The organism is Leisingera aquaemixtae, assembly GCF_019801145.1.
Taxonomy (GTDB): Bacteria; Pseudomonadota; Alphaproteobacteria; order Rhodobacterales; family Rhodobacteraceae; genus Leisingera; species Leisingera aquaemixtae_A.
Map to the genome: position 1 here is coordinate 853,459 of NZ_JAHVJQ010000001.1, position 15,558 is coordinate 869,016.

Genomic DNA, 15,558 nt, shown 5'->3' on the forward strand with positions numbered 1-15,558 from the left:
ATTCTGTAAAATCTCCGGTCCGGATTACGGACCGGAATCCGGCTGCCTCAACCGGCCCGTCCGCCTCCCCCGCCGGGCGGGCCAATCCTAACCTGACGCACGGTGGGACCCATGGACGCCATTCTCCTGCAAATCCTGAACGGGCTCGACAAAGGCTCGGCCTATGCGCTGATCGCGCTGGGTTTGACACTCATCTTCGGCACGCTGGGCGTGGTGAACTTTGCCCATGGGGCGCTGTTCATGATCGGCGCCTTCTGCGCTGTCACCCTGCAGCGCATCCTGAACCTCAGCTTTGAGCTCGTGGACGAAACCCAGAAAGATTTCCTGGGCAACCCGCTCAAGGTCAAAACCCCCTATGTGGAGGCCTGGTTCGGCCCCGATATCGGCGGCAGCATCATCGACTGGGCAGTGCCCCTGGCGATCCTGTTTGCAATCCCGATCATGATCGGCGTCGGCTACGTGATGGAGCGCGGCCTGATCAAGCATTTCTACAAGCGCCCGCACGCCGACCAGATTCTGGTGACCTTCGGCCTCGCCATCGTGCTGCAGGAAGTGGTGAAATACTTCTACGGCGCCAACCCGATCCAGACACCGGCCCCTGACGCGCTAAACGGCGTGGTGAACCTGGGCGCGGCCATCGGCATGGATATCGTCTATCCGGTCTGGCGCGTGGTCTATTTCTTCTTTGCCGTGCTGATCATCGGCGGCATCTTCTCCTTCCTGCAATTCACCACTTTCGGCATGGTGGTGCGGGCCGGCATGGCCGACCGCGAGACGGTGGGCCTGCTGGGCATCAACATCGACCGCCGCTTCACCATCATGTTCGGCATTGCGGCCGCTGTCGCGGGCCTTGCGGGGGTCATGTACACGCCGATCAACTCCCCCAACTACCACATGGGCATGGACTTCCTGGTCCTCAGCTTCGTGGTGGTGGTTGTCGGCGGCATGGGTTCCCTGCCCGGCGCGGTGCTGGCAGGCTTCCTGCTGGGCGTGCTCGAAAGCTTTGCCTCGATGAACGAGATCAAGTCGCTGATTCCCGGCATCGACCAGATCATCATCTATGTGGTCGCAATCATCATTCTGCTGACCCGTCCGCGGGGCCTGATGGGCCGCAAAGGCGTGATGGAGGACTAAGACATGTTCGGACTGGATAAAAAAGACACTTCTATGCTGATCATCGTCGCCATCCTGACGCTGTTCGCCCCCTTCATCCTGAACCCCTTCCCGACAGAGAGCGCCATGGCGCAGTTCAACGCGGGCTATCCGGACCTGATGCAGCGTTTCGTGATCTTCGGGATCTTCGCCATCGGCTTCAACATCCTCTTCGGCCTCACCGGCTACCTGTCCTTCGGCCATGCGGCCTTCCTGGGAGTCGGCTCCTACTCCGCGGTCTGGATGTTCAAGCTCATCGGCATGAACGTAATCCCGGCAATCATGCTGTCGGTCATTGTCGCGGGCCTGTTTGCGCTGCTCATCGGCTTCGTATCCTTGCGCCGCTCCGGCATCTACTTCTCGATCCTGACGCTGGCGTTTGCGCAGATGTCCTTCAACCTCGCCTATTCGGTGCTGACCCCGATCACCAACGGCGAGACAGGCCTGCAGCTGACGCTGGAAGACCCCCGCGTCCTGGGCGTCTCCGCCACCGCGGACGGTTCAATCCCGGTGACCAACCTGTTCGGCCTGGAAATGCGCTCCACCTTTGAACTGGCGCTCGGCCCCTGGGCGTTCCAGTTCAACGCGGGCTACTACCTCTGCGCGCTGATCATGCTGGCCGCCTTCTACCTGGCGATCCGCATCTTCCGTTCGCCCTTCGGCATGATGCTGCGGGCGGTGAAATCGAACCAGCAGCGGATGAACTACACCGGTCTCAACACCCGTCCCTACACCCTGGCGGCCTTCGTGATCTCCGGCATGTATGCAGGTCTTGCAGGCGGGCTGATGGCCTCGATGGACCCGCTGGCGGGCGCTGAGCGGATGCAGTGGACCGCCTCCGGCGAAGTGGTGCTGATGACCATCCTCGGCGGTGCCGGCACGCTGATCGGCCCGGTGCTGGGCGCAGGCTTCATCAAGTACTTTGAAAACATCTTCTCCAAGATCAACGACAACGTGCTGCACACCTGGTTCAGCTTCCTGCCGGACGGGATGGAGGACGCAGTGGTCTTCATCATCCACCCCTTCATCGGCAAGGGCTGGCACCTGACCCTGGGCATCCTGTTCATGCTGGTGGTGATCTTCCTGCCCGGCGGCCTGGTTGAGGGCGGCCAGCGGATCAAGGGCTGGCTCAGCCGACGCAAGGCCAAAGACAGCGGCAAGGCTGCCGGCGAAACCAACCCCGCGGAATAAGGAGACAGAACAATGGGCATCCTTGAAGTCAAAGACGTGGGGAAACGGTTCGGCGGCCTGCAGGCGCTCTCGAACGTGAACCTCAGCGTTCAGGAAAACTCGGTCCACGCGATCATCGGGCCGAACGGCGCAGGCAAGTCCACTCTGTTGAACTGCCTGGTGGGCAAGCTGATCCCCGACACCGGTTCCGTCATGTTCGACGGCCAGTCGGTGCTGGGCCGCGCGCCTTACGAGATCAACCAGATGGGCATTTCCCGCGTGTTCCAGACGCCGGAAATCTTCGGCGACCTGACGGTGCTGGAGAACATGATGATCCCCTGCTTTGCCAAGAGAGACGGTGCGTTTGAATTGAACGCCCTGTCTGCAGTGCTGCGCCAGAAGGACATTCTGCAAAAGGCAGAGCACATGCTGGAAGAGATGAACATGGCGGACAAGCGGCACATGCACGCCGCCGCCATGTCCCGCGGCGACAAGCGGCGGCTGGAGATCGGCATGTGCCTGAGCCAAGAACCGCGCCTGCTGCTGCTGGACGAGCCCACCGCCGGCATGGCGCGGGCCGACACCAACAACACCATCGATCTCCTGAAGCAGATCAGCGACGAGCGCGACATCACCATCGCCATCATCGAGCACGACATGCATGTGGTGTTCAGCCTCGCCAACCGGATCACCGTGCTGGCTCAGGGCACACCCCTGGTGGAGGACGACCCCCAGAACATCCGCGGCAACCCGAAGGTGCGCGAAGCGTACTTGGGCGAGTCGGCGTAAGGAGGAACCAAGATGAACGTAAAACCCGATTTCTCCAAGAACGCCAACGTCGCCACCACCGCACCGGCATTCCTGTCGGTCTGGGATGTGCATGCCTACTACGGCGAGAGCTACATCGTGCAGGGCATCAGCTTCAACGTCCACGAGGGTGAGATCCTGGCCCTTCTGGGCCGCAATGGCGCAGGCAAGACCTCGACCCTGCGTTCCATCGCCCGCACCGGCTCCCCCATGGTGACCCGCGGCGAGATCTGGCTGGACCACAAACCGCTGCACAACATGGCCTCGCACGAGGCCGCCGCGGCCGGGCTGGGCCTGGTGCCCGAAGACCGCCGCATCATTCCCGGCCTGACGGTCGAGGAAAACCTGCAGCTGGCGCAGATCGCGCCGCCCATCGGCTGGTCGCTGGAGCGTCTCTACGACCTGTTCCCGCGCCTTGGCGAACGCCGCAAGCAGGAAGGCGTGACGCTGTCGGGCGGCGAGCAGCAGATGCTGGCGATTGCCCGGGCGCTGGCCCGCGACATCAAGGTGCTGCTCTTGGACGAACCCTACGAAGGCCTCGCCCCGGTGATCGTGGACGAGATTGAAAAGACCCTCATCCATATCAAGGAACAGGGCATGACAACCATCATTGTCGAGCAGAATGCGGTCCGCGCCCTGGAACTGGCGGACCGTGCGGTGATCCTCGATACCGGCGGCATCGTCTTTGACGGCACCGCCGCCGAGGTTCTGGAAAACGAAGAGCTGCGCGCCGAATACCTGGCGATCTGAACCGCATCCAAGTCATCATCTCCGCCGTGCCGGCCGCCCGCGTGCCGGCACAGGGTCACTGAGGCCGGCTCTGTTCAGGGCTGGCCTCCTTTTTTGGGCAACAGCTGCAGCCGCCGTCTGTAAAGATCAGTTTTCACTGCAATAAACCCTGGTTATACGCCCGCGGCTTTTGCGTCCTTTCCACCCTGGCGCCTATTCTTTTCCGCCGTTCTGTCCCCGAAATCTCTGCCACGGCCCGCGCCATTCCGGTGCGGCACCCGGCAGGACACAGAAAGGACACCCGATGCGCCAAACCCTGAAACTCGCCGCCCTCGCCCTCGCACTGCCAGCCGCAGCGGCGCTTGCCTCTGACGGCACCCCCAGTGCCGAAACCCAGGCCAAAATCCGCGATCTGCTGACCGGCCAGGGCTATGAAGTGCGCAAGATCGAAACCGAAGACGGTCTTTACGAAGCCTATGCCTTGAAGGACGGCAAAAGGTACGAATTCTACCTCAACGACAAGATCGAGGTGGTGAAGATCGAAGAAGACGATTGACCGGCACAAATCACAATTTGCCGGGCGCAATACCGTGCCCGGTCATTGCAGGAGGGCCGGCATGCGCCGCACATACGTCTGGGACCCTGTGGTCCGGCTGTTTCACTGGTCGCTGGCGGCGGGATTTGCCGCCAACGCACTGATCACCGATCCGGAGGGCGATCTTCATCTCTACATCGGCTATGGGGTGGCCGCGCTGATCGCCGTCCGGGTGCTCTGGGGAATGACCGGCAGCCGCTATGCGCGGTTTTCCAGCTTTCCGCCTGATCCAGGCGCCGCAGCCGGGCAGCTGAGCGACATCGCAACTGGCCGGGTCCAGCGGCACCTGGGGCATACGCCGCTCGGTGCGCTGATGATCTACAATCTGCTGCTGACCGTCAGCGGCATCGCCCTGACCGGCTGGCTGATGACCACGGATTTGTTCTGGGGCATCGAATGGCCGGAAGAGCTGCATGAGGCGCTGGCCGCCTGGGCAGAATTCTCGGTCGTGCTGCATGTGGCAGCGGTGCTGTTCGAAAGCCGCCGCACCAAAGTCAATCTGGCGCGCGCAATGGTCACTGGCTACAAGGAGATGCCCGGCACCTCAGCGGAGACCCGACAATGCGCCCACACCGGCAAGACCCGGCCAGACCCTGGATCCTGATTGCCGTCATTGCCGTGCAGGCCCTCTGCGCGGCAGTGTTTCTTGGCGACATGATTGCCGATCTCGGCGGTCTGGAAGCGGGAGAAGCCGAGCATGGCGAAGGCCCGCACGCCTATATCGAGGGGCTGGCGGCGCTGGCGCTGGCAGCGGCAATCGTGATCGAGACCCGCATCCTGCTGTGGCTGCTGCGCCGCAAGGCGCATCTGGAGGAAACTCTGAACGCCGCCCAGGCTGCGGTGCAGGACGTGATCGACGCCGAGTTTGCCAATTGGGGCCTGACGCCCGCCGAGCTGGACGTCGCGACCTTTCTGGTCAAAGGCCTCAGCACCGCCGAAATCGCCGCCATGCGCGGCAGTGCCGAAGGCACCGTCAAGGCGCAGCTAAATGCCATCTACCGCAAATCCGGCACCGGAAACCGGGCCGAGCTGATGAGCCTGCTGATTGACACCATGATGGGGCAGCGGCAGCCGGACACGGGCGAAGGCGCGGCTTCCCGCCCGGCCTGATCCGCGTTCAGACCATCTTCCGCAGCTCTGTCTTCAGCACCTTGCCATAGTTGTTCTTGGGCAACGCTTCGATGCGGATATAGGCCTTGGGACGTTTGAACCGCGCAATCTGGCTGTTACACAGCTCATCCAGCTCTGCATCCGGCGCATCGCCCACGACAAAGGCCACCACTTCCTCGCCCCAGTCCGCATGGGCACGGCCCACCACGGAGACCTCGCGCACCTGCGGGTGCATCAGCAGCACTTCCTCCACCTCGCGCGGATAGACGTTGGAGCCGCCGGTGATGATCATGTCCTTGGAGCGGTCCTGCAGGGTCAGGTAGCCGTCCTCGTCCAGCACGCCCATGTCGCCGGTCATCAGCCAGCCGTTGATCAGGGTTTTCCCTGTCGCTTCCGGGTTCTCCCAGTACCCGGGCATCACCGTATCGCCGCGCACCATGATCTCGCCGTGGTGCCCCGCTGGCAGGAAATCACCCTCCGGCGTGCCGATCCGCACCTCAACCACGCTCTGCGCCCGGCCGACGCTGGCCAGCCGCTCCTTCCAGCGCGGATGCGCGCGGTCCTGCACGTCGTGGCGCGGCAGCGCGGTGATTGCCATCGGGCATTCGCCCTGCCCATAGACCTGCACAAAGACCGGGCCGAAATGCTCCACCGCCTCCATGATATCGGCGACATACATCGGGCCGCCGGCATAGACGACCGTGCGCAGGCCCTCGCCCTTTCGGCCCAGGCGTTTCGCTTCAGCCGTCATCCGCGTGACCATTGTGGGCGCGGCAAACATGTGCACGCGGCCAAAATGCGCAGCCAGATCGAAAATCTCCGCCTCGTCAAAGCCGCCGGAAACCGGGCAGACATGCCGCGCGCCGGCGAGCACATGCTGTATCGCATAGATCCCTGCGCCGTGACTCATCGGCGCGGCATAAAGCGCGTGGTCCTCCGCGCTCACCTGATCGACATCCGCGAAATAGGCGATGGCCATGTTCATCAGCATCCGGTGGGTGATCATCACCCCCTTGGGTCGCCCGGTGGTGCCGGAAGTGTAGAACAGCCAGGCCAGATCATCCGGCAGTCGCGACGCGGGCTCCGCCACCGGATCAGCCTGCAAGGCATCCGCATACTCCGGGCCGGTGATGTCCACACAGCGCACCTCGGCCTCAGTTTCCGCAACCGCCTCCGTCAGCCCCGGTGAGGTGAAGACCAGCCCGGCACCGGAATTCTGCAGGATGAACTCGGCCTCCTTGCCGTGCAGCTTGGCATTGATTGGCACAGCCGCCGCGCCGGCATACCAAATGCCGTAAAGCGCGATCAGGTAGTCCGGGCAGTTCTTCATGAAGATGCCGACACGGTCGCCGGGCATGATGCCCTGCAACTGCAGCCAGCCCGCCACCGAGGCTGCGCGCGCATGAAACCCGGCATAATCCGCAACCAGCGCCTGCCCCAGGTACAGAGCCGGCCGCGCACCCTCTGCCGCGGCCATCCGTGCCAGCCATACTGCAATGTTCATCTGCTGCCCCTCCCCGGCTTGCTGTTGCGGCCGGAAACTGGCACGCAGGCCCAAGCCCCTTCAATTCCGCAAAAATACCTGCGTAAGAATACCATATGAGCGATCTTGCCTTTGACCATGCCCCTGTGGGCCTTGCTGTACTGGAACGCCGCGTCATCACCCGGTGCAACCTGCAATTCGCCGCGACCTTTGGCGGCGCGCCCGGCGACTATACCGGCATGCTGATTGCAGAGCTTTATCCCAGCCAGGAGGATTTCAACCGCATTGGCGCCCTGCTGCAGCAGCCAGAGGCGCAGGGCGGCAGCTACAGCGACGAGCGCATCATGCGCCGCCGGGCGGGCGGGTTGTTCTGGTGCCGGGTGCGCGGGCGCTCGGTGACGCCGGAGGCGCCGTTTCAGACCGGCATCTGGTCCTTTGCCGATATCTCCGACGACCGCCCCGTCGTTTCCCTCACCCCCCGCGAGCGCGAGGTGGCGATCCTCACCTGCAAGGGGCTGTCCGCCAAGGAAATCGGCAAGCAGCTGGACCTGTCCTACCGCACGGTGGAAAGCCACCGGGCGCATCTGTTGCAGAAGTTCGGCGCCCGCAAGCTGCCGGAACTGGTGGCAAAACTGACCGGAATGCCGCTCTGACCAGGAATTTCACGCCGGCAATTGCGAATCCGCGCCATAGACCTCATGTTACCGCGCAGTTCAGGAGTGCTTTCCTTGCGGTAATCCTTGCCCTATAAGCGCCCTAATTTCCTGCCTGCCCTAACCGGCGGGCCTGTCGGAATTGGCTGAGGACAATATGACAAACAAAACTCACGAAGCTGACGTGGCATTCATCAAGGCGCTGGCGGAGCTGCTGCGCGAAAACGACCTGACCGAGCTGCAGGTCAAGCGCGACTACGGCGATGATGACAGCCTGAACGTGCGCGTGTCGCGCCAGACCGCGATGGCGGCTGCCCCGATGCAGGTACAGGTTCCTGCCGCTGCTGCCCCCGCGCCGGTTGCTGCCGCAGCCGCGCCTGCCGCTGCCGCCCCCGCAGCCGCAAACGACGATCCGGCCAGCCACCCCGGCGCCGTGACCTCGCCGATGGTCGGCACCGTCTACCTGCAGCCGGAGCCCGGCGCGCCCTCCTTTATCTCTGTTGGCGCACAGGTCAGCGAAGGCGACACCCTGCTGATCGTTGAGGCGATGAAGACCATGAACCACATTCCGGCGCCCAAGTCCGGCACCGTGAAGCGCATTCTGGTCGAAGACGGCGCCGCCGTGGAATTCGGAACCCCCCTGGCCATCATCGAGTAAGGATCTGCAATGTTTGACAAGATCCTGATTGCCAACCGCGGCGAGATTGCCCTGCGCGTGATCCGTGCCTGCCGCGAGATGGGCATCAAGTCCGTCGCGGTGCACTCCACCGCGGATGCCGATGCGATGCACGTCCGCATGGCCGATGAATCGGTCTGCATCGGCCCGCCCTCCGGCGCCCAAAGCTACCTGTCGATTCCGGCCATCATCTCGGCCTGCGAGATTACCGGCGCGCAGGCGATCCACCCGGGCTACGGCTTTCTGTCGGAAAACGCCAATTTCGTGCAGATCATCGAAGACCACGGCCTGACCTTCATCGGCCCCTCGGCGGCGCACATCCGCATCATGGGTGACAAGATCACCGCCAAGGAAACCGCCAAGAACCTCGGCATTCCGGTTGTGCCGGGTTCCGAAGGCGGCGTGCCCGACATCGCGGCGGCCAAGAAGGCCGCCAAGGACATGGGCTATCCGGTGATCATCAAGGCCACCGCCGGCGGCGGCGGCCGCGGCATGAAGGTCGCCAAGGACGAGAAAGAGCTGGTTTCGGCCTTCTCCACGGCCCGTTCCGAGGCCAAGGCCGCGTTCGGCAATGACGAAGTCTATATGGAGAAATACCTCCAGAAGCCGCGTCATATCGAAATCCAGGTCTTTGGCGACGGCAAGGGCACCGGCGTGCACCTTGCGGAACGCGACTGCTCGCTGCAGCGCCGCCATCAGAAGGTGTTCGAGGAAGCCCCCGGCCCCTGCATCAGCCCGGAAGAGCGCGCCCGCATCGGCAAGATCTGCGCCGACGCGGTCGGCAAGATGGGCTATTCCGGCGCCGGCACCATCGAATTCCTCTACGAGGACGGCGAGTTCTACTTCATCGAGATGAACACCCGCCTGCAGGTGGAGCACCCGGTGACCGAGGCCATCTTCGGCGTTGACCTGGTACGCGAGCAGATCCGGGTGGCTGAAGGCCTGCCGATGTCCTTCACCCAGGACGACTTGGAGATCAACGGCCACGCCATCGAGGTGCGGATCAACGCCGAGAAGCTTCCGAATTTCTCGCCCTGCCCGGGCAAGATCACCCAGTACCACGCCCCCGGCGGCCTGGGTGTGCGGATGGATTCGGCGCTATATGACGGCTACTCGATCCCGCCCTACTATGACTCGCTGATCGGCAAGCTGATCGTGCACGGCCGCGACCGGACCGAGGCGCTGGCGCGCCTGAACCGTGCCCTGGGCGAGCTGATCATCGATGGCATCGACACCACCGTGCCGCTGTTCCACGCGCTGCTGCAGGAAGAAGACATCCACACCGGCAACTACGGCATCCACTGGCTGGAACGCTGGCTGGAAGAAAACACACCGGGCTGAAACATTCGGGGCGCACCATCCGGTTGCGCCCCGTTTTACATTTCCCTGCCTTTACCCTTTATACTGGCGGCACCATGAGCCTGACTGCTGATCTCTTGCTGCACGCCTATTCCGCCGGTGTTTTCCCGATGGCCGAACACCGCGACGATCCCGAAGTGTTCTGGGTCGACCCCAAGCGGCGCGGGATTCTGCCGCTTGATGGCTTCCGCATCTCCCGCTCCCTGGCCAAGCGCATCCGCAACGGCGGCTTCGAGATCACCGTGAACCGCGACTTTGCAGGCGTGGTGGACGGCTGCGCCGACCGGGCAGAGACCTGGATCAACAGCGAAATCCGCGACCGCTACCTGGATTTGCACCTGATGGGCAACGCCCACTCGCTGGAGGTCTGGCACCAGGGCGAGCTGGCCGGCGGCACCTATGGCGTCTCGCTGGGCGGCGCGTTCTTCGGCGAGAGCATGTTCTCCCGCCGACGCGACGCCTCCAAGGTGGCACTGGCCTATCTGACCGACCGGCTGGTGCAGGCGGGGTTTACCCTGTGCGACACCCAGTTCCTGACCCCGCATCTGGCTTCGCTCGGCGGAATCGAGGTCACGCGCGCGCGATACCGCGCGCTGCTGCGCGAGGCCCTGGACAAAGATGCGGATTTCTCAGTGCCAGCGGTGCCGCAGCCTCAGCTGCTTTTGCAGCGGATGACCCAGACATCATAACGGTTGTGGTCCAGCGCGTTCAGCGCCGGGCTGGAAGCAATCATCCAGCCGCTGAAATGCTCGGCCCCGTCCCTTGGATCGCGCACCGAAAGATAGGCGAACGCATCGCCTGTCGGGTTCTCGGCCGGATAGCGGCACTCCGAAACGCTGACCAGCAGGCCGAACATTTCGGCGCTGGCGCCAACAGCAACCTCGGCATCCATGAAATGGCCGTTGACCTTGTCCAGCGCCCGCAGGACCGCCGCGGATCCTTGCGCGGCCTGCTCCTGCCCCCAGGCAGGCATGGCCAGAAGGGCGGCTGTCAGCGCAGCAGCAAGGCGTCTCACGACTCTTCCCCGCCGCCTGCCACGAATTTGACCAGCAGCGAAATCAGGCTGACCGCGCCCTGGGTATCCTCGATCTCATCCCCTGCTTCAAAAGCAAACGCAGAACCGCCCGGCATGATCTCGACAAAATTGCCGCCCAAGAGACCTTCAGAGGAGATCACAACGGCGCTGTCATCGGGGATTTCAATTCCGTCCTTCACCGAAAACACGGTGTCGGCACGGAAGGTTTCCGGGTTCAGGTCAACGCCGGTCACGGTGCCGATCTTGACCCCAGCCAGCCGCACGTCGGTGCCGACACTAACGCCTTCCAGCGACCGGAAAGACGCGTTCAGGTCATAAGTCGCGCCGCTGCGGGACAGGCCGGCCGCCTGCCCTGCGTAGACGGCAAAACCGATGGCTGCCGCCAGCACGACGCCGCCGGCAAGAACTTCAGTGGGATTGTGGGACATGAAATCAGCCTTTTGGCAGATGTGTTTATTCCGGCACCCAGGCCTCGTAGTCGCGGCGCTCTTTCGGCTCGCCGCCCGCGCGGATCGACCCTGCCGGCGCATAGGCCATCATGGTGCCGGTCAGGTTTTCCTGATGCGGCTTTTCCCAGGCCTTGTGCTTCAGCGGCTTCTCGCTCGGCACCTCGTCGAAGGTGCGGTGCAGCCAGCCGTGCCAGTCGGGGCTGATGCGGGACGCTTCCACTTCGCCGTTGAACATCACCCAGCGCTTGCTGTCGTCCGCATTGCGGTAGAACACATTGCCCTGGTCATCCTCACCCACCTTGATGCCCTTGCGGGCGGTGAAGATCCGGGTGTTCAGGGTGGAGCCGTTCCACCAGGTCACAGCGCGCAGAAGAGTGTTCAGGATTCCCATGGGTGCCTCCGGATTTTTCCGACTTCGATATGGCCCAATTTCCCGCCAAGGTCCAGTGGCTTGCGCCTTGGGCAGCCTGTAACTTGGCGGGATTTGGCAGTTTTGCCTCAGCGGCTGATGCGCCGCCAGCCGGATCAGCCCTCCGCGGGCGCCAGCGCGGTCAGTTCGATCTCGATCCGGAACTTGGGATCGATCAGATTGCACTCCACCATGGTCGCCGCCGGCGGGTTGGCGCCAAAGGTTTCCGCCAGAACGGGCCAGCAGGACTCGAACTCCGCCGCGTCCGGCAGGTAATAGTTCACCCGCACCGCATCGGCAAAGCTGGCGCCCGCCTTTTCCAGCGCCGCCGCGATGGTGTCCAGCGCCGACCGGCACTGGGCAACAACGTCATCGCCCTGGCCGACGGTGCCCGCCACATGCACGAAACCGCCTGCAACCACGGCGCGGCTATAGCCGATCTTGGCCTCGAACTCGCCGCCCGAAGAAATCCGTTTGATCATGTTTCTCTCCTCAACATGAAAGCGGCGCGGAAATTACCGCGCCGCTCAATTAGAAATTTTCGCCTATCAGCCCGCCGAGGCCGGCTCTTTCTCGGCATCCGCATGGATCATCAGCGGCTGCGCATCGGAGGTCACCGCCTCTTCGTTCACGACCACCTTGGTGACGCTGTCCATGCCCGGCAGGTCGAACATGGTATCCAATAGGATGTCCTCCATGATCGAGCGCAGGCCGCGGGCGCCGGTCTTGCGTTCGATCGCCTTCTTGGCAATCGCGCTCAGCGCTTCCTCGGTGAAGTCCAGCTCGGTGTCTTCCAGTTCGAACAGGCGCTGGTACTGCTTGACCAGGGCGTTCTTTGGCATGGTCAGGATGGTGACCAGCGCGTCCTCGTCCAGATCCTCCAGCGTTGCCAGAACCGGCAGACGGCCGACGAATTCCGGGATCAGGCCGAACTTCAGCAGGTCTTCCGGCTCCAGATCCTTGAAGATCTCGCCGACGCCGCGCTCGTCATTGTCGCGCACATCGGCGCCAAAGCCCATCGCCGAGCCCTTGCCGCGCTGCGCGATGATCTTGTCGAGGCCGGCAAAGGCGCCGCCGCAGATGAACAGGATGTTGGTGGTGTCCACCTGCAGGAATTCCTGCTGCGGATGCTTGCGCCCGCCCTGCGGCGGAACCGAGGCCACGGTGCCTTCCATCAGTTTCAGCAACGCCTGCTGCACGCCCTCGCCCGACACGTCGCGGGTGATCGAGGGGTTTTCCGACTTGCGGGTGATCTTGTCGACCTCGTCGATATAGACGATGCCGCGCTGCGCGCGCTCGACGTTGTACTCCGACGCCTGCAGGAGCTTCAGGATGATGTTCTCGACATCCTCGCCCACATAACCGGCCTCCGTCAGGGTGGTTGCATCCGCCATGGTGAAGGGCACATCCAGGATCCGCGCCAGCGTCTGCGCCAGCAGCGTCTTGCCGCAGCCGGTGGGGCCGATCAGCAGGATGTTGGATTTCGCCAGTTCGATGTCCGAGCCAGCCTTCTGGGCGTGGTTCAGGCGCTTGTAGTGATTGTGCACCGCAACCGACAGCACCCGCTTGGCGGTTGCTTGGCCGATCACGTAGTCATCCAGAACCTGGCAGATGTCCTTGGGCGTCGGCACGCCGTCAGTGGCCTTCAGCCCGGACGCCTTGGTCTCTTCACGGATAATATCCATGCACAGTTCAACGCATTCATCGCAAATGAAAACGGTGGGGCCTGCGATCAGCTTGCGCACTTCATGCTGGCTCTTGCCGCAGAAGCTGCAATAGAGAGTGTTCTTGCTGTCGCCGCCTGAATTCGTCGCCATGGTCTACCTTTCAGTCCGCCCGGTCCGCTGCGCCCGCGCTGCGGGGCAATCCATCTTTTGGCCAGCTTAAGCCAGTGCTTAGGCCGCCACAATGTGAAAGTGCGCCCCTTCTGAAACACCGGGGCACACGGCTGTTCACAAGCTCAGGCGTCAGGCCTGCTCGTCATCGCCCTTGGCGCGGTTCTCGACGATCTCGTCGATCAGGCCGAATTCCTTGGCCTCTTCCGGCGACATGAAATTGTCGCGCTCCAGCGCGCCGACGATGGTGTCGTAGTCCTGGCCGGTGTGCTTGACGTAGATCTCGTTCAGGCGCTTCTTCAGCTTCAGTGTTTCCTCGGCGTGGATCATGATGTCAGTGGCCTGGCCCTGGAAGCCGCCGGAGGGCTGGTGCACCATCACGCGGGAGTTCGGCAGCGAGAAGCGCATGCCCGGCTCACCCGCGGTCAGCAAGAGCGAGCCCATCGAGGCCGCCTGGCCGATCACCAGGGTCGAAACCTTGGGCTTGATGTACTGCATGGTGTCATAGATCGACAGGCCGGAGGTCACCACACCGCCGGGGCTGTTGATGTACATGGAGATTTCCTTGGACGGGTTTTCCGCCTCAAGGTGCAGCAGCTGCGCCACGATAAGGGAGCTCATCCCGTCGTGCACCGGGCCGTTCAGGAAGATGATCCGCTCCTTCAGCAGGCGGGAAAAGATGTCATAGGCCCGTTCGCCCCGGCTGGTCTGCTCAACCACCATCGGGACCAGGGTGTTCATGTATGTTTCTCTGGGATCAATCATTGCGACCTGCCTGCGTTGTTTATGTCCGGCACCATACCCGACAGTGTGTTACCCGAGTCTTAGTATCGCCCCTTTTGACCTGCAAGGGGCGGCGGGCATTTTCGCGATGACGCAAACCTGTATCCGGTGTCGCAATCCGCTGGAACGCTGTCGCTATTCTCCGGCTGCATCGGGCAGCGGCGCCTTAGGAAGCACAATCAAGTCCGATACCCGCCCGGTGCATAAACCCGGGCGCCGCGCTGGGGTTCCGCCATGTCCGATGACAGTTTCGTTCAGAAAGGCGCCGCCGCCAATCTCGCCATTCCGTTCGAGGGCGAGCCGCAGGACTTCTATTTCCTGCTGCTGCCCAAGGCGACGATGCTGCCGGTGGCCGCCGCCATCGAACCCCTGCGCATTGCCAACCAGGTGACCGGCACCCGGCTGTACCGCTGGTTCATCATGACAGAGGACGGCCAGCCGGTGCGCTGCTCCAACGGCATGGTGGTGACGCCGGACACCCAGCTGCAGCCGCTGCCCTCGGATTCTATGGGGTTTGTCTGCGCCGGGGTGGAACCGCACGCCGCTGCCAGCGAAATCACCCTGAACTGGCTGCGCCGCGAAAGCCGCTTTGGCCGGTCCATCGGCGGCATCTGCACCGGCGCCTTTGCGCTGGCCCAGGCCGGGCTGATCAAGAATCACAAGTTCACCCTGCACTGGGAGAACCAGCCGGGCTTTCTGGAAAGCTATCCGAACCTGGAGCCCTCGCCGAATATCTTTGAGATTTCCGGTCCGCTGATGACCTGCGGCGGCGGCAATGCCGCAACCGACATGATGCTGCACCTGATCGAGGAGCGCCACGGCAAGCAGCTGGCGATCATCGTCGCCGACATGTGCCTCCACGTGCGCTCTGGTGGCCAGGCGGCGCCGCAAAAGTCGAACTACGCTGTGGCCATCGGCAGCCGCAACCAGCGCCTTCTGAATGCGCTGCAGCTGATGCAGGAATCGATCGAGGAGCCGCTGTCGATCGGCGAGCTGTGCGACCGGCTCGACATCTCCCGCCGCCAGCTGGAGCGGCTGTTCTCGCGCTATCTGAACCAGAGCCCGATGCACGTCTATTTCGACATGCGCCTCAGCCATGCCTTTGCGCTGATGAACGAGACCTCGATGAGCGTGACCGAAATCGCGCTGGCCTCGGGCTTCAACTCCGCCACCCACTTCTCGCGCCAGTTCAAGCGCAAGTTCGGCGCATCCCCGCATTTCTTCCGCAAGGGCTGGAGCTGAACGCCCCGGTTTGATCCAGCGCAAATCGCGGAACGGAATACCTGCGTAAAGGAGCACCTCAAACACTCCT

Annotated in this window: 19 protein-coding genes; 12 read left to right on the forward strand and 7 right to left on the reverse strand. The window is 63.1% G+C overall.

Annotated features, from left to right (window positions below; genetic code table 11):
• Positions 1–111 precede the first annotated feature (111 nt).
• From KUW17_RS04180 to KUW17_RS04210, 7 genes are all read left to right on the forward strand, one after another.
• The gene (locus tag KUW17_RS04180) at positions 112–1,134 is read left to right on the forward strand and encodes a branched-chain amino acid ABC transporter permease (RefSeq protein ID WP_222476151.1); all 1,023 of its coding nucleotides are present in this window, start codon (positions 112–114) and stop codon (positions 1,132–1,134) included.
• 3 nt (positions 1,135–1,137) lie between these two features.
• On the forward strand, positions 1,138–2,343 hold the full coding sequence (locus KUW17_RS04185) for a branched-chain amino acid ABC transporter permease (RefSeq protein ID WP_222476154.1): 1,206 nt from the start codon (positions 1,138–1,140) through the stop codon (positions 2,341–2,343).
• Positions 2,344–2,355: 12 nt separating this feature from the next.
• A complete protein-coding gene (locus KUW17_RS04190) occupies positions 2,356–3,111 on the forward strand; it encodes an ABC transporter ATP-binding protein (RefSeq protein WP_222476156.1) in 756 nt (251 codons plus the stop codon).
• A gap of 12 nt (positions 3,112–3,123) precedes the next feature.
• Positions 3,124–3,879 carry an ABC transporter ATP-binding protein gene (locus KUW17_RS04195; RefSeq protein WP_019295845.1) on the forward strand — a complete coding sequence of 252 codons (756 nt, stop codon included), beginning with the start codon at positions 3,124–3,126 and terminating at the stop codon, positions 3,877–3,879.
• A 283-nt stretch (positions 3,880–4,162) separates the two neighbouring features.
• Complete coding sequence (locus tag KUW17_RS04200) at positions 4,163–4,414, forward strand: PepSY domain-containing protein (protein ID WP_222476159.1); 252 nt, start codon at positions 4,163–4,165, stop codon at positions 4,412–4,414.
• Between the two features lie 61 nt (positions 4,415–4,475).
• A complete protein-coding gene (locus KUW17_RS04205; RefSeq protein ID WP_222476161.1) occupies positions 4,476–5,057 on the forward strand; it encodes a cytochrome b/b6 domain-containing protein in 582 nt (193 codons plus the stop codon).
• Positions 5,015–5,563, forward strand: coding sequence for a helix-turn-helix transcriptional regulator (locus KUW17_RS04210; protein WP_222476163.1), 549 nt, complete (start codon positions 5,015–5,017; stop codon positions 5,561–5,563). Before KUW17_RS04205 ends, KUW17_RS04210 begins: the two co-directional genes overlap by 43 nt.
• Positions 5,564–5,570: 7 nt before the next feature.
• On the opposite strand, the gene KUW17_RS04215 is transcribed toward KUW17_RS04210, so the two are convergent.
• Positions 5,571–7,067 (reverse strand): class I adenylate-forming enzyme family protein, encoded by a 1,497-nt coding sequence (locus tag KUW17_RS04215; protein ID WP_222476165.1) that lies wholly within the window; start codon positions 7,065–7,067, stop codon positions 5,571–5,573.
• Positions 7,068–7,162: 95 nt separating this feature from the next.
• Here KUW17_RS04215 and KUW17_RS04220 point away from each other — a divergent pair, with 95 nt between their 5' ends.
• The 4 genes from KUW17_RS04220 to aat all read left to right on the forward strand — a co-directional run bounded on the left by KUW17_RS04220 (position 7,163) and on the right by aat (position 10,423).
• Positions 7,163–7,699, forward strand: coding sequence for a LuxR family transcriptional regulator (locus KUW17_RS04220; protein ID WP_222476168.1), 537 nt, complete (start codon positions 7,163–7,165; stop codon positions 7,697–7,699).
• 157 nt (positions 7,700–7,856) lie between these two features.
• Entirely contained in the window at positions 7,857–8,357 is a 501-nt protein-coding gene (gene accB, locus KUW17_RS04225) for an acetyl-CoA carboxylase biotin carboxyl carrier protein (RefSeq protein ID WP_222476171.1), read from the forward strand.
• Positions 8,358–8,366: 9 nt separating this feature from the next.
• Complete coding sequence (gene accC, locus KUW17_RS04230) at positions 8,367–9,716, forward strand: acetyl-CoA carboxylase biotin carboxylase subunit (RefSeq protein ID WP_222476172.1); 1,350 nt, start codon at positions 8,367–8,369, stop codon at positions 9,714–9,716.
• A 74-nt stretch (positions 9,717–9,790) separates the two neighbouring features.
• On the forward strand, positions 9,791–10,423 hold the full coding sequence (gene aat / locus KUW17_RS04235) for a leucyl/phenylalanyl-tRNA--protein transferase (RefSeq protein ID WP_222476173.1): 633 nt from the start codon (positions 9,791–9,793) through the stop codon (positions 10,421–10,423).
• Here aat and KUW17_RS04240 read toward each other — a convergent pair.
• The 6 genes from KUW17_RS04240 to KUW17_RS04265 form a co-directional block, all read right to left on the reverse strand.
• Positions 10,387–10,749 (reverse strand): DUF2155 domain-containing protein, encoded by a 363-nt coding sequence (locus KUW17_RS04240; RefSeq protein WP_315899380.1) that lies wholly within the window; start codon positions 10,747–10,749, stop codon positions 10,387–10,389. The genes aat and KUW17_RS04240 overlap by 37 nt on opposite strands.
• Positions 10,746–11,198, reverse strand: coding sequence for an outer membrane lipid asymmetry maintenance protein MlaD (gene mlaD, locus KUW17_RS04245; protein WP_222476174.1), 453 nt, complete (start codon positions 11,196–11,198; stop codon positions 10,746–10,748). The genes KUW17_RS04240 and mlaD overlap by 4 nt, the downstream gene beginning before the upstream one ends.
• A 25-nt stretch (positions 11,199–11,223) precedes the next feature.
• A complete protein-coding gene (locus tag KUW17_RS04250) occupies positions 11,224–11,610 on the reverse strand; it encodes an NADH:ubiquinone oxidoreductase subunit NDUFA12 (protein ID WP_039182305.1) in 387 nt (128 codons plus the stop codon).
• Between the two features lie 134 nt (positions 11,611–11,744).
• Complete coding sequence (locus KUW17_RS04255) at positions 11,745–12,110, reverse strand: RidA family protein (protein ID WP_222476176.1); 366 nt, start codon at positions 12,108–12,110, stop codon at positions 11,745–11,747.
• A 66-nt stretch (positions 12,111–12,176) separates the two neighbouring features.
• The gene (gene clpX / locus KUW17_RS04260; RefSeq protein ID WP_222476178.1) at positions 12,177–13,445 is read right to left on the reverse strand and encodes an ATP-dependent Clp protease ATP-binding subunit ClpX; all 1,269 of its coding nucleotides are present in this window, start codon (positions 13,443–13,445) and stop codon (positions 12,177–12,179) included.
• A 150-nt stretch (positions 13,446–13,595) separates the two neighbouring features.
• Positions 13,596–14,228, reverse strand: a complete 633-nt coding sequence (locus KUW17_RS04265) for an ATP-dependent Clp protease proteolytic subunit (protein ID WP_174144454.1) — start codon at positions 14,226–14,228, stop codon at positions 13,596–13,598.
• A 252-nt stretch (positions 14,229–14,480) separates the two neighbouring features.
• Here KUW17_RS04265 and KUW17_RS04270 point away from each other — a divergent pair, with 252 nt between their 5' ends.
• Positions 14,481–15,488, forward strand: coding sequence for a GlxA family transcriptional regulator (locus KUW17_RS04270; RefSeq protein WP_222476179.1), 1,008 nt, complete (start codon positions 14,481–14,483; stop codon positions 15,486–15,488).
• The last annotated feature ends 70 nt before the right edge of the window (positions 15,489–15,558 follow it).